General features: G+C 63.4%; 11 protein-coding genes and 1 pseudogene. 7 read left to right on the top strand and 5 right to left on the bottom strand.

Translation table 11 applies throughout. From position 1 onward, the window contains the following. Window positions 1-261: 261 nt before the first annotated feature. Window positions 262-1,485 (top strand): YeeE/YedE family protein, encoded by a 1,224-nt coding sequence (locus EVC45_RS16970; RefSeq protein WP_129959097.1) that lies wholly within the window; start codon window positions 262-264, stop codon window positions 1,483-1,485. Window positions 1,486-1,569: 84 nt separating this feature from the next. Here EVC45_RS16970 and EVC45_RS16965 read toward each other — a convergent pair whose 3' ends face one another. After that, entirely contained in the window at window positions 1,570-2,250 is a 681-nt protein-coding gene (locus EVC45_RS16965) for a DUF4410 domain-containing protein (RefSeq protein ID WP_129959096.1), read from the bottom strand. A gap of 368 nt (window positions 2,251-2,618) precedes the next feature. Between EVC45_RS16965 and EVC45_RS16960 the strand changes: the two genes are divergently transcribed. Next, window positions 2,619-4,271: a cyclic nucleotide-binding domain-containing thioredoxin-disulfide reductase gene (locus tag EVC45_RS16960; protein ID WP_129959095.1), complete on the top strand. Its 1,653-nt coding sequence runs from the start codon at window positions 2,619-2,621 to the stop codon at window positions 4,269-4,271. Between the two features lie 16 nt (window positions 4,272-4,287). On the opposite strand, the gene EVC45_RS16955 is transcribed toward EVC45_RS16960, so the two are convergent. Continuing rightward, window positions 4,288-5,190, bottom strand: a complete 903-nt coding sequence (locus EVC45_RS16955; RefSeq protein WP_129959094.1) for a DUF4922 domain-containing protein — start codon at window positions 5,188-5,190, stop codon at window positions 4,288-4,290. Window positions 5,191-5,240: 50 nt separating this feature from the next. Continuing rightward, a complete protein-coding gene (locus EVC45_RS16950; protein ID WP_129959093.1) occupies window positions 5,241-5,726 on the bottom strand; it encodes an adenosine-specific kinase in 486 nt (161 codons plus the stop codon). Window positions 5,727-6,049: 323 nt separating this feature from the next. Here EVC45_RS16950 and EVC45_RS16945 point away from each other — a divergent pair. The 4 genes and pseudogenes from EVC45_RS16945 to EVC45_RS16930 form a co-directional block, all read left to right on the top strand. After that, a pseudogene (locus tag EVC45_RS16945) lies at window positions 6,050-6,415 on the top strand (long-chain fatty acid--CoA ligase); the annotation flags it as partial. Between the two features lie 263 nt (window positions 6,416-6,678). Next, complete coding sequence (locus EVC45_RS16940) at window positions 6,679-7,986, top strand: tryptophan leader peptide (RefSeq protein ID WP_129959091.1); 1,308 nt, start codon at window positions 6,679-6,681, stop codon at window positions 7,984-7,986. 42 nt (window positions 7,987-8,028) lie between these two features. Beyond that, entirely contained in the window at window positions 8,029-8,358 is a 330-nt protein-coding gene (locus EVC45_RS16935) for a hypothetical protein (protein ID WP_129959090.1), read from the top strand. 60 nt (window positions 8,359-8,418) lie between these two features. Further along, window positions 8,419-9,264, top strand: a complete 846-nt coding sequence (locus EVC45_RS16930; RefSeq protein WP_129959089.1) for a GNAT family N-acetyltransferase — start codon at window positions 8,419-8,421, stop codon at window positions 9,262-9,264. A 7-nt stretch (window positions 9,265-9,271) separates the two neighbouring features. Here EVC45_RS16930 and EVC45_RS16925 read toward each other — a convergent pair whose 3' ends face one another. Together EVC45_RS16925 and EVC45_RS16920 are read right to left on the bottom strand one after the other, a co-directional pair. Continuing rightward, window positions 9,272-10,861, bottom strand: coding sequence for a PAS domain-containing methyl-accepting chemotaxis protein (locus tag EVC45_RS16925; protein ID WP_129959088.1), 1,590 nt, complete (start codon window positions 10,859-10,861; stop codon window positions 9,272-9,274). A 179-nt stretch (window positions 10,862-11,040) separates the two neighbouring features. After that, complete coding sequence (locus tag EVC45_RS16920; protein ID WP_248295160.1) at window positions 11,041-11,937, bottom strand: LysR substrate-binding domain-containing protein; 897 nt, start codon at window positions 11,935-11,937, stop codon at window positions 11,041-11,043. 179 nt (window positions 11,938-12,116) lie between these two features. On the opposite strand from EVC45_RS16920, the gene EVC45_RS16915 reads away from it, so the two are divergent. Then, entirely contained in the window at window positions 12,117-13,283 is a 1,167-nt protein-coding gene (locus tag EVC45_RS16915) for a mandelate racemase/muconate lactonizing enzyme family protein (protein ID WP_129959086.1), read from the top strand. The last annotated feature ends 12 nt before the right edge of the window (window positions 13,284-13,295 follow it).

The raw sequence follows: 13,295 nt of genomic DNA, 5'->3' as shown, positions 1-13,295 counted from the left end.
AGCCGGTTATTAAGGGCCCGACTTCGATCGCCGTGGATTACCGCAAAGCCGCGCGCGGTGGGCCTTTCAGGCTTGCCGCACGGCGCGCGTCCGGACTTGCCGGCGAGCGGCGCGAATCTTGGCAGGGCGCGGCCGCAACGCGACATTTCGGTATACTCCCACGCTCTCCCAAAACAACTATTCGCGGCCCTCTTCCGCGCAGCGACCGCCGTCTCACAGGCGTGCCGTCCTCGCGCGACAAGCGCGTCCGCCCCACACATCATGTCCGATCTGTCCTCGTCGTTCGGCGCGGCCCGCCGTGTCGTCAATATCAATCCGAAGCCGCTCACCGTCGCGTTCGCGCTCGTCGTAATCGGCGCGATCTATCTCGCGCAGACCGTCAGCGTCAAACAGGCCGCGCTGTACGTGCTCGGTGCGCTGCTCGGCGTCACGCTCTATCACGCCGCGTTCGGCTTCACGTCCGCATGGCGCGTGTTCATCGCCGACGGCCGCGGCGCCGGCCTGCGCGCGCAAATGCTGATGCTCGCGATCGGCGTGCTGCTGTTCTTCCCGGCGCTTTCCGCCGGCACGCTGTTCGGCCATCCGGTCGTCGGCGAAGTGTCGCCCGTCGGCACCTCGGTCGTGGTCGGCGCGTTCATGTTCGGCATCGGCATGCAGCTCGGCGGCGGCTGTGCCTCCGGCACGCTGTACACGGTCGGCGGCGGCAGCACGCGGATGGTGGTCACGCTGATCGCGTTCGTCATCGGCTCGGTGATCGGCACCGCGCACATGCCGTTCTGGTCCGCGATGCCCCATCTGCCGCCGATCTCGCTCGTGAAGACGCTCGGCGTCGGCCCGGGGATCGCACTGAACCTCGTGGTGTTCGCGTCGATCGCCGCGCTGACCGTGCTGATCGAAAAGCGCCGTCACGGCCGACTCGTCAACGACGTGGATCGCGCACCGAACGCGTCGCCGTGGCTGCATGGCCCGTGGCCGCTCTTCGCCGGCGGTATCGTGCTCGCGATCCTCAACTTCGTGACGCTCGCGCTGTCGGGCCATCCTTGGGGCATCACGTCGGCGTTCGCGCTGTGGGGCGCCAAGGCCTTCTCGGCGGTGGGTATCGACGTCGCCAGCTGGCCGGTGTGGAGCACCGGCCCGAACGCGGCCGCGCTTGCCGCACCGATCAGCCACGACGTGAAGTCGGTGATGGACATCGGCATCGTGATCGGCGCGATGGTCGCCGCTGCGCTCGCCGGCCGCTTTGCGCCGGTGTGGCGTCTGCCGCTGCGCTCGCTGATCGCGGCAATCGTCGGCGGCCTGATTCTCGGCTACGGCGCGCGCCTCGCGTACGGCTGCAATATCGGCGCGTACTTTAGCGGCATCGTGTCGGGCAGCCTGCACGGCTGGCTGTGGCTCGTCGCGGCATTTTTCGGCAACGTGGTCGGCACGAAGCTGCGTCCGCTGTTCGGCCTCGCGGTCGAGCGCGTCAAGCCGACGGGCTGCTGATCGGACCGCCCCGGCCGCAGATCGGGCCGGGGCTGCCGGTAATCGGGCTCAAGCGAGCCACGCCTCGCAACGGAATCGACTCTTCTACTTCGCGCCCGTCTGAAGCCGTCGCGCGAGTTCGCCAGCTATCTGTTGCGCGCTGTTCCTGACCGCCGTCTTTTGATCGCGACCGGACAGCACGACCTTCGCGGCGATCACGTACGGATTGAGCTTGATCACAGCGCCCGGCATATCCCTGCTCGCCCCCTCTTCAACCGTTTCATAGAGCGGCGGCAACTCCGGCGTCGCCAGGTTGTCGCACGACACCGCGACCTGAAACTGGCTTTGGCCCGCGCCCATCCCCACCATCGCGCGACGCAACCGGTTGCCTTCATCGACACTGAGAAACACGCCGCGCACCTGCCAGCCGACGTGCGGCAGCGGCTCGCCCGGCGTGACGCGGTGCGCGTCTATCCCGGCCTTCTTCAGATCGTCCGTCAGCGATTTCGCCATCAGCGCAACGATGTCTCGCGCCCGCGCCTGCGGATCCTGCTGCTGGCGCAGCGGACCTTCAGGCACCAGGTTGCCCAGGATGCCTCGCGCGCGGTGACCCGGTCCGTTGTCAGGGGTGACATTGGCCGCGTCGAGATCGAAATCGGCGACATAGACGACCGGCGGCGCGGCGGCAGCCGCGAGCGCCGCCGACGAATCCGCTGCCAGACATCCTTGCGCGCCGCCACCCACACACGTCGCCAGACAGACCATTCGCATCCATCGAAGAACCATTGCGCACCTCCGCGCTGATCGCGCTCTCTGCTTCGTACCGATTGCATGGCAGCGACGAAATACGGCATTCGGATCACGGGCCGTCCACCCATCTTAGGTGTTTCAGAAGCGCCCCCACGGTTCGATCGTCCACGTTGCGAACAGATAGTCTGGATGACGATGTCAAGCATCAGGATTGCACTGCCCGCCAACGCACACATCAGCGCGGCGTCCCGACCTGAAAATCCTATACTGGGTCCGTGTGGTGGCCGGCGTCGCGCGTTGTCCGCGCATCCTTTTGCGCGAGTCCAATCGTCGGACATGACGCCTCTGAAAATCCGGTGAACCGTGCGTTACGTCATCTGCCTGTTAGAACGGAAGAAGAAGCCATGCTGACGATCGACGACATCCGCGCCGTGCCGCTGTTCTCGGCCCTCCCCGACACTGAACTGGAAAACCTCGCGCACGCGGCCGCCGACCTGCATCTGTGCGCGGGCGAGTTCGCAGTCCATGAAGGCGGCGAGCGCGCGTTATACGCGGTGCTGTCGGGCAAGATGGAAGTCATCAAGACGTTCGACGGCATCGAGCGAACTCTGGGCTGGCGTCTGCCCGGCACGATCTTCGGCGAAGTGCCGCTGGCACTGAGCTCGCCGTTTCCGGGCGCGTATCGGGCGGCCGAGCCTTCGCGCGTGATGCGTGTCGATGCGCCGCAATACTATGCGCTCGCGGCGGCGTCGCCCGATGTTGCGTTCAGGATGGGCGCGCTCGCGCGCGAGCGCATCGGCGGGCTGCAAAGCCTTTCCGCCGAACCGCCGAAGGCGCGCGTGATGATCGTCGGCAATCGGTGGGACGATGCGTGCACGCTGCTGCGCCAGTTTCTCGCGCGCAATCAAATCAGCGTCGACTGGCTGGCGCCGGATGCGCCCGAACTGGCCGCGCGCTGGCCCGGCCCGTGTCCGACGCAAGGCGAGTGCCCCGCGTTGCGCCTCGTCGACGGCACGGTGCTGAGCCGGCCCGCGACCCGCGAGCTGGCGGGACTGCTCGGGCTGCAGACGCAGCCGCGTCTCGCCGGATACGACACGGCGATCATCGGCGGTGGTCCTGCGGGGCTTGCCGCCGCGGTGTACGGCGCGTCGGAGGGTCTGCGCACGCTGGTGCTGGAGCGCGAGGCGCCGGGCGGACAGGCGGGCACGTCCTCGCGCATCGAAAATTATCTCGGCTTTCCCAATGGCGTTTCCGGCGACGAACTCGCGAGCCGCGCGCTGCAACAGGCACGGCGGCTCGGCGCGGAAATCCTGGTGACGCGCTCGGTCGAACGCATCGATGTGCAGGCACGGCAGATTCATCTCGATGGCGGCGATGCCGTGCACGCCCGAACCATCATCCTCGCGACGGGCGTCACGTGGCGGCGGCTTGCCATCGAAGGCTTCGACCGCTTTATCGGCAAGGGGATTTACTACGGCGCGGCGCGCAGCGAAGCGAGCGCGACCCACGGCCTCGATGTGCATCTGATCGGCGGCGGCAATTCGGCCGGTCAGGCGGCGTTGTTCTTCGCCAATCATGCGCGCAGCGTGACGCTCGTCGTGCGTGGCGATTCGCTCGAAAGGGGCATGTCGCGCTATCTCGTCGAACAGCTTGCGGGCAAGTCGAATGTCGCGGTGCGGCTGCGCTCGGAAGTGGTCGGCGCGTATGGCGATACGCATCTGACGGCCATCGACGTTCGCGATTCGACCCGCGACGAAGTGAGCCGGCACGACTGCGGCGGTCTGTTCGTCTTCATCGGAGCGGATGCGCAGACGGAGTGGCTGCCGCCCGAAATCGCGCGCGATGTGCGCGGCTATGTGCTGACCGGCGATGACGTCGTCAAGGCCGGACGCTGGTCGCATCAGCGCGATCCTTATCTGCTCGAATCGAGCGTACCTGGCGTGTTCGCGTGCGGAGATGTGAGGCTGAGCCCCGTGAAGCGCGTTGCGTCGGCCGTCGGCGAAGGCAGCATGGCGATTGCTTTCGCGCACAGGTATTTGCAGTCGGACGGTGCGTGAGTTCGTCGCGCGGACGTTATGTATTCGCAGGCAGCGCGACACGTTCCAATACCGTCATCGGACCGAGCCGTTCGATCAGATCCCGTTGAGCCGCGTCGCGCACGAACAGCGAACCCGCAAAACCGAGCGCGTTCACCGACACGCCTTCGACACGCTCTTGCGATCTCGGCACGAGCAACATCCAGCGCCGTGTGACCAGCAGGTTATAGGGCGCCGCATGACACCATGCACGGTCGATTTCGACCGCGCCGATACCCGCCGCTTCGAGCAGCGCGCGATAGCGGGAAAGTGCCAGCTTCGGCGCATCCTCGCGAGTCAATTCGTCCGCGTCGAAGCGGGTGAACGCATGCCGAAACGGCAAACCCGGCAAGCCGTTCTGCGCACTGAGCAAAGGCTCGATCGGCACGGGCGAACCGCTTTCCCCGAGCGGCAGCGGCACGATCTGCAGATGCTTGTGCGGCTGGCTCGCGCCCGCCTCCGTGCCGCCGTTGTAAAAGCCGATGCCGTCGAACTCGGCCATGCACGCGAGCAGCGCTTCGAAATCGGCAAGATCGAGCAGCGCTTCCTGCGGTGCGAATTCGCGCGTGACGATCAGCAGATGATGATCGATCACGTTGAACTTGTTCAGCAACGCGAGATGGGTGTCTGAGATATCGGCGACGAACAGATCCCGGTCATAGGGAAGAAAAGGATTCGCTGGTGGGCGCTTGATCGTCTGAAGCTTTTGCGCTTGCTTGAGCTGCTGTTCCTTGCGCGTCAGGCTCGACACCTGACGCACGAGGAAGCGGATGCCGCCGCTGTCGAGCTCGGACTGTTGCGTGTCGATCGGTTGCAGCGCGCCGCAACTCAGCGCGTGTGCGGTCTGTCGCAGCATGGCGGGCCACAGCGTGCCCGGTATGAGGCGTCGTTGTCGTTGCATGGGATGTCGCAGGCGTCGCGGCGCACGTGAAGCGAGAGAAAATGCAGCCGCTACAGCTTGTACCCTATCGTGCGCAAAAGATCCTTGCGCCATTGAATGTCTTCCGCGCTTTCGATGCCGACAGGCGAAAAGCCATCGATCACGCCGACGATGCCGCGCCCCTGATCCGTTTCAGCGATCAGCACTTCGACGGGATTCGCCGTCGCGCAGAAGATGCGGCAGACCTCCGGCACGGCCTTGATCGTGTTCAGCACGTTGACGGGGAAAAAGCCGTCGCCCAGAAACACGAAGAAGCTATGGCCCGCGCCGACGCTGGTTGCGTTCTGGCATGCCATCTCGACGAGGCTGTCGTCCGTGCCGGAGCGCCGCACGAGGCGCTTGCCGGAGGCCTCGCAGAACGCGAGGCCGAACTTGATGCCGGGCACCGTGCCGACCATCGCTTCGTGAATATCCTCGACGGATTTGATGAAGTGGCTCTGCCCGAGAATGAAATTGGTCGCTTCGGGCTTGACGACCTTGACGGCGGACAATTGCATGGTGGACCTCGCTCCATTGCGGCAACACGCCGATGAAAACACGTCGAAGCGGGCCAGCGCGACTGCGGATGGTTCGCGCGTCAACCGGTCTTCGTCGATCCGGCTTCTAGCCTAGTACTAAATCGAGCCTCCGGCGAGCGCACACCACATGGATCGTTGCGGATCTATCCTGAAGCAACGTTCGGGTCTATAACGAAGTGATCGCCTGATCGTGCTACGGAGGGCTATCGTGACCCGGTCGCCGTTTTGGCCCGCCAAACTCGCGCAACATCTATGCGCGCCGCAGACGTCGCTGTACTACAACCTCGAGGGGGCCGCGACGCGACGGCTACTTTTTCATGATCGACCGCTTGAAGCGGATCATCAACGTGTCCGGATACAAGGTGTCGCCGGCCGAAGTCGAGACCGCGCTTTTCGAGCATCCCGCCATCCAGGAAGCCTGCGTCGTCGCGGCGCACGACCCGCGCCGCGGCGAAACCGTCAAGGCTGTTGTCGTGCCGCGAGCCGGTGTCGACGCGAGCGCCGAAGAAATTCGCGAATGGGCGCGTACTCGTATGGCAGCTTACAAAGTGCCGCAGTTCGTTGAATTCATCGGCAGCCTGCCGCGATCCGGCAGCGGCAAGGTTCAATGGCGGATCTTGCAACAACGGGAGGCCGAAGGCGTCACATCGCAAGCAACGGGCGACTGACAATCGGCCGGATTTGAAGCCGCCCGGAAGCCCGCTGCCGGGTGGCATCTGACCGAGGTGATACAGGCAGAGAAAGCCTGAGTTATGGCGGCATTGATCGACGAAAAGCCGATTCAACCTGATAGCGTTTTGACCCGCTTTAAACCCCGTCACGCCGCGACAGCCTCTCCGGGTCAACAGGGTCAAGCGCCGGTTTACGCCCCCGACCGAGTGTGCAAGTATCTTCACCAAGCCGCATCCCGCACACTCTTGCGAGGTTCACGATGGCCTGGAAACTTTGGAAGACCGAGAAGCAGTACGACGAGACGCGAAGCTGGCCGAGCGGCACGCATCAGTCGTTGAAACAGCTTCTGGATATGTACCTGGGCAGCGACTCGGCACCGTTTTCGAACTGGGCCGCGCCTGGCATTTCGTTTTCGCCCGAGGTCGAAACGCTCGCCCGAAACGGCGTCCGGGGCTATCAGCTGGCCCTCTGGTTGTGGCTTTTCGCTGAGAAGCACGGCACCATCGCGGCAAAAATGGCGCGTGAATCTTTGTGCCTGCTCGCCGACGCGATGCAACCGTCGTCCGGCGACAAGATCGACTCGCTCCTCGACCTCGCGAACCGCCTCGCGCATTCCGTCGAAACCCTTTCAGCTCAGCAGCGCACTTTCCGACTGGAAAGTCTGTCCGTAGAGCTACCCATGGACTTTTTCCTCGCTACGGCCTTCCTGCGGCTCGCACCGGATTCTCCTTACGCCGGGAGCGAAGGCACCAACCTGCAGGGCAATGACTTCAAGCTGGCGGACTGCTTTCGCCACGCAACCGAGGAAGGACTGGCGGTATTCCGGCCCATGATCGACGCGGTCGAGTTCGACCCGAAATCGCTGCCCGACTGGAAATGGAGCGCTCATCCCGGCGCTGCGGAGCGACACCTGCAACGCCGCCACAAGAATCCGCTTTTCGCCCTTCATCGCCAGATGGTGACGGCTCACGATGTTTTTGAGGCACGGCTTGCCGATGCCCGGGCCAGCGAGGACATCAGGAACGAGCTCAATGAGACCAGCCGGTCGTTCTCCGAGACGACCGAATTGCCTTTGAACTGGCAGCCCTTCCTCGAAGGATACCGGGACCACGTCGACCGGCTCGATGAACGGCGGCTCGTGGCCGGCGGACAAAGCACGTCGCTCGGAAATGCAATTGCAGAGTTGCGCGCCGACATACTGGCGACCTGGCGCGCTTCGATTCACAAGAACCGGCACAGTCTCGCGACCCTGGAGCAGGATGAAGCAAAGCGTTCCGAGCGCCGCACGTTGCTGTATGGATGCGAGTGGACGGCTCAGCTTTTAAGCCACGGGTCCCTGATTCCGCCAGAAGAGGTCGTTCCCTCCCTGCTGAGCGAGTCCCCCTCCGAGCTGGAAAAGGCGGTGACGGGCCTGCGCAGCGAACCGCGACTGCATGAGACGCTGGCGCAGTGTTGTGCAACCGCGCATCGGCTCGTGAACGAGCTTCGCGCGGCGGGTCATCAGCTTCCCGATATCGACGAAAAGCTTCGCATTCTGGATGGTGCGCCCGAGCAGTTGCCGGACTGATCGTCTTCCAGGTGATGCCACGCACGATCACAAAGGCTACTTATGAACACCTCCTCTCCCGACCCGCTCGACATTGCGACCGAGGCGGCGTCTGCGCTTTCAGAGTACCTGGAGCTTTCGCTGGACAAAGGAAAGAGCCTGATTCTGGTGCTCTCTCAAGGCGAAAGCAGCAAAGTCTACCTGGGTGACCCCGGCGAGCCAGATGCGGACTGGACAAGCTACGCGACCATTCCGAACACGATCGTCCGCGCGCTTCTGGACGCCACCCGGTCGGGGTTCAATCAATTGGTCATTGCAGGACAGGCCTACCGCTTTGCTCGAACCTTCGCGCAAGTCGACGAGCATGGAGCTGTCGTCTTCACCCCTGCGTAGACGTTGTGGTCAATCGCGGTTGCGAGTTCCTATGGCTACACGTGAGCCGGTGGTCCCATCATGGATGATCCTAGCGATTTCCTCGTGCGCAACATGTCGTCCAGCGAGGTCGATCTGGCGGTCGAATGGGCTGCGACAGAGGGGTGGAACCCAGGCCTCCACGATGCGCGATGCTTCTGGAATGCAGACCCCAATGGCTTTTTCGTCGGTACCTGGCGCGCGGAGCCGGTCGCATGCATCTCGGCGGTCGCCTACGATGAGCGCTTCGGATTCATCGGCCTCTACATCGTCAAGCCGGCGTTTCGCGCGAGGGGTTTCGGCCTGCGCACCTGGCAGCACGCGATGCGCTACCTCGGAGATCGTACGATCGGGCTGGACGGTGTCGTTGCCCAGCAGCAGAACTATAAAAAATCCGGCTTCCAGTTCGCATATCGCAACATCCGCTTCCAGGGCGTCGTGCGAGCTGCATCGACGCCAAATCTGACCAACGCGCGGGACGTACCTTTCGCGCAACTGGTTGCCTACGACAGCGGATGTTTTTCGACCGCCCGTTCCAGCTTCCTGGCGGACTGGATCGCGCAGCCACAGGCGCTGGCACTAGCGTATGTGCGCGACGCTCAGATCAGAGGGTACGGCGTGCTGCGCCGGTGCAGGACCGGCTACAAGATCGGTCCGCTGTTTGCCGACGATGCACGGATTGCCAACGATCTGTTCGACGGACTGGTCGCGAGCGTCGCAGGCGAAGTCGTCGCATTCGACGTCCCTGAGATCAACGCCGCCGCCGTAGCGCTCGCTGAACGCTACGGCATGGTGAGCGCGTTCGAAACGGCGCGAATGTATACCCGCGCCAGGCCGGCGATTCCCGTGCAACGCGTGTTTGGAGTGAGCTCGTTCGAACTGGGTTGACTGCGGCTTATCGAGCGACCGTAAGCGACGACTGACGCTGACCGGCAATCGTAAAGAGGCGCACGGTCTCATCCAGCACATGGGCGGAATCGATCAGCCTTTGCGCGGTGGCCGTCGCCTGCTCCACGAGCGCGGCGTTCTGTTGCGTCGCGCTGTCGAGGTGCGTGATGGCCTGATTCACCTGCGAGATGCCCTTGGCCTGCTCGTCGCTGGCATTGGAGACGTCGTCGATGATGGTCAGTACGCGTCTGACCGTCTCGTCGATCACCTTCATCTGCGACGCGGTGCGGTCGATCAGTTCCGTTCCTTGCGAGACTTCCGCGACGGTCAGATCCACCACGGACTTGATCTGCCTCGCCGACTCCGCGCAACGTTGCGCCAGCATGCGCACTTCGGTGGCGACGACAGCGAACGAACGCCCCGCGTCGCCGGCACGCGCCGCTTCGACCGCAGCGTTCAACGCAATGATGTTGGTTTGAAATGCGATGCCATCGATCACGCCCGTGATATCGGCGATTCGCTGCGACGCCGACGTGATGCCGGACATGGTCCGTTCAACCTGACCGACGATTTCGCCGCCGAGCGCCGCGGCATCCTGCGCCTCCCTGGCAAGTCCCAGCGCGGACGCGGCGGCGTCGGCATTGGCCTTCACGCTGGTGGTGAATTGCTCCATCGTCGCTGCCGTTTCCTCGAGCGAGGCCGCTTGCGATTCAGTGCGGCGCGCCAGATCGGCATTGCCGCTCGACATTTCACGCGCGGAGTCGACCACTCCGCCGATCTGGCCACGCACGTCCAGCACGATCGCGCCGAGGTTCGCCTTCAGTTGGTTCAGGGCGCTCAGTACGTCCGCGAAATCGCCGTTCCTCGCGATGCTCATTTCGGCAGTCAGATCACCGGCGGCCATTCGGGTGGCGAAACTGGACAGACCGGCGAGCGGCGCACCCAATTGCCTTTTCAGTGCGAGCCAGGCGAACCCGGCCAGCACCGCGGAGACCGCGGCAGCGGTCCAGTACGGCAACGGCGGCATCCCGCCGTACTGCGCGACACCGACGAGCGGGAAGACCAGCGGCGCAATCGCATAGCCGATGCCGATGCGCGCCACGACGGAAAAGCGCGTCAGTGCCTGCAGCTTGCCGGCCATCCCGGTACGCACCAGCTTTCCACGGCGCAACTTGTGCGAACGCAAAGTGCCTTCGCGCATCTGCGCGTAGGTCGACTCCGCGAGTTTCACTTCGTCGCGCGAAGGCTTGGTACGAACGCTCAGATAGCCGACCGTCTGGCCGTTTTCAATCACCGGTGTGACGTTCGCGCGTACCCAGTAATGGTCGCCGTTCTTGCGGCGGTTTTTCACCAGCGCCGTCCAGGGCTGACCGGCGCGGATACAGTCCCACAGGTCGGCGAATGCCTCGCTCGGCATGTCGGGATGCCGGACGATGTTATGGGGCGCGCCGAGCAATTCTTCTCGCGCATAACCTGAGATCGAGATGAAAGCGGGGTTGCAATACTGGATCTTTCCTTTTACGTCCGTCGCCGAGACGAGCATCTCGGAGGCGGGGAAATCGAATTCGCGTTGGGTTACGGGTTGGTTATTGCGCATGAAGGTCGTTAGCGAAGCACCGCGCGCTGCTGCAGGCGCCGGAATGTCGGTCAATGGACCCTGTAACGGCAATACCCCCAAAATATTTAGGGTTATCTGACTAGCTTAGTCGGGTACTCGAAAGCTTGGTGCCATCAAGTGCTATGTGACTGTCGCGGCGACGTCCTGCGACGTCGACGTCACTTTCGCGCGGCCCTCTTCTTCCGTTCCGGAACTTCGACGGCCGTGTCGACCGGTATGAACGGCGCCTGAAAATGATCGACGAGGAAGTCGATGAAGGCACGCGCCCGCGCCGTCTGATTGCGCTGCCTGGGGTAATAGACGAACAGGTCCGCCGACGGCAGCACGGTATTCGGCAACACCAGCTTGAGGCGCCCGCTCTGTACATACTTGGCCAGATCCCATTCGGAGCGAATCAGAATCCCATGACCGTCGAGCGCCCACCGCAGAGCGATGTCGCCATCATTGCTCGATAGCGCGCCTTTGACCTTGATCGCCTCGATATGGTCGTTCACGATGTAGCGCCACACGCCGTAAGCATCATCGTTCTGCCGGTGAATGATGCAGCGATGCCGATGCAGGTCCTCCACACGCTGGGGCGTTCCAAAACGTTCCAGATATTTCGGCGACGCGCAAAGAAAACGGCGATTGCTCATGATGCGCCTCGCGCTCAGCCGACTGTCGGGTAGCTCGCCGAACCGGATCGCCATATCGAACGCGCCTTCGACGAGATCGACCGGCCGGTCCGTGACCTCGAACTGAACTTCGACATTCGGAAACCGCTTCGCGAAGTCGGAGACGAGCGGTGCAATGGTCGTCCTGCCGAAACCTAGCGTCGCATTGATGCGCAACGGCCCATGCGGATCGCGTCTGGCGCCGGAGATTGCCTCTTCCATCTCGCGGACCTGCCCGACGATCTGGGACGCGTAGCGCAGATAGGTCTCTCCCTCGGGCGTCAGGCTGACGCTGCGCGTGGTCCGGTTGACCAGACGCGCGCCGAGCCGCTGCTCGATGATCCCCAGCCGCTTGGTCGCCGCCGGCGGACTGAGATCGAGCGCCCGGGCGGCGCCGGACATGCTCCTCAGTTTCGCAAGGAGAATGAAGAACTCGAAGTCGGAGGCGGGAGCAGTACTCACTTTTGGTGAAATATGTAGTGAACTGAAGTGAATTCTAGCAGGCGCTTTCGCGGCTAAGCTAGACACCACATTGAAGCCGAGGTGGCTCCATAACTGTTCAAATCTCTGGAGACAGTGGCGTGAGAATCGTTGAAATCCGCGAAAAGACCGTTCCGATCAGTTCCCCGATCCGGAATGCCTACATCGACTTCAGCAAGATGACGCTGAGTCTGGTCGCCGTCGTCACGGACGTGATCCGCGACGGCAAGCCGGTGATCGGCTACGGCTTCAACTCGAACGGCCGTTACGGCCAGGGCAAGCTGATGCGCGAGCGTTTCATCCCGCGCCTGCTCGAGGCCGACCCTGCCTCGCTCGTCGACGACTCAGGCGAGAACCTCGATCCCCACAAGATCTGGGCGACGATGTTCATCAACGAGAAGCCCGGTGGCCACGGCGAGCGTTCCGTCGCGATCGGCACGATCGACATGGCCGTCTGGGATGCGGTGGCGAAAATTGCCGGCAAACCGCTGTTTCAGATGCTCGCGGAGCGGTACGGCGATGGCCAGGCCGACCGCAAGATCTTCGTCTACGCGGCGGGCGGTTACTACTATCCGGGCCAGGACCACGAAAAGCTCAAGGACGAAATGCGCAGCTACATCGACCGGGGCTACACCGTCGTGAAGAAGAAAATCGGCGGCGCCTCGCTCGACGAGGACCTGCGACGCATCGACTCCATCCTGAGCGTGTTGCAGGACGGCCAGAAGCTCGCGGTCGATGCCAATGGCCGCTTCGATCTCGATACGGCGATCAGCTATGCGAAGGCCCTGTCGCAGTACGACCTGTTCTGGTACGAAGAGGCGGGCGACCCGCTCGACTTCGAATTGCAGGCAACGCTGCGCAACTACTATGACAAGCCGATGGCAACCGGCGAAAACCTGTTCTCGATGCAGGATGCCCGCAACCTGATCCGCTACGGCGGTATGCGTCCCGATCGCGACTGGCTGCAATTCGACTGCGCGTTGAGCTACGGCCTCGTCGAATATCTGCGAACGCTCGACATGCTGCATCAGCATGGCTGGTCGAGGAGCCGTTGCATTCCGCACGGCGGCCATCAGATGTCGCTGAACATCGCGGCGGGCCTCGGACTTGGCGGCAACGAATCGTACCCGGACCTGTTCCAGCCGTACGGCGGCTTCCCGGACGGCGTTCGCGTCGAGAACGGCTACATCACGATGCCCGAGCTGCCCGGCATCGGCTTCGAAGGCAAATCCGACCTCATCGCCGAGATGCGCAAGTTGGCTGAATAGCGCGCGCTCGCC

Origin of the sequence: Paraburkholderia sp. UYCP14C (assembly GCF_004197395.1) — a bacterium.
GTDB lineage: Bacteria > Pseudomonadota > Gammaproteobacteria > Burkholderiales > Burkholderiaceae > Paraburkholderia.
This window is presented reverse-complemented; position numbering and strand designations above follow the sequence as displayed.

Bases quoted from the DNA above. Each gene is read 5' to 3' on its own strand.
- EVC45_RS16965 (WP_129959096.1), bottom strand. From the start codon at position 2,250: ATGGTTCTTCGATGGATGCGAATGGTCTGTCTGGCGACGTGTGTGGGT.
- EVC45_RS16955 (WP_129959094.1), bottom strand. From the start codon at position 5,190: ATGCAACGACAACGACGCCTCATACCGGGCACGCTGTGGCCCGCCATG.
- EVC45_RS16970 (WP_129959097.1), top strand. From the start codon at position 262: ATGTCCGATCTGTCCTCGTCGTTCGGCGCGGCCCGCCGTGTCGTCAAT.
- EVC45_RS16960 (WP_129959095.1), top strand. From the start codon at position 2,619: ATGCTGACGATCGACGACATCCGCGCCGTGCCGCTGTTCTCGGCCCTC.
- EVC45_RS16935 (WP_129959090.1), top strand. From the start codon at position 8,029: ATGAACACCTCCTCTCCCGACCCGCTCGACATTGCGACCGAGGCGGCG.
- EVC45_RS16940 (WP_129959091.1), top strand. From the start codon at position 6,679: ATGGCCTGGAAACTTTGGAAGACCGAGAAGCAGTACGACGAGACGCGA.
- EVC45_RS16950 (WP_129959093.1), bottom strand. From the start codon at position 5,726: ATGCAATTGTCCGCCGTCAAGGTCGTCAAGCCCGAAGCGACCAATTTC.
- EVC45_RS16925 (WP_129959088.1), bottom strand. From the start codon at position 10,861: ATGCGCAATAACCAACCCGTAACCCAACGCGAATTCGATTTCCCCGCC.
- EVC45_RS16920 (WP_248295160.1), bottom strand. From the start codon at position 11,937: ATGTCCGGCGCCGCCCGGGCGCTCGATCTCAGTCCGCCGGCGGCGACC.
- EVC45_RS16930 (WP_129959089.1), top strand. From the start codon at position 8,419: ATGGATGATCCTAGCGATTTCCTCGTGCGCAACATGTCGTCCAGCGAG.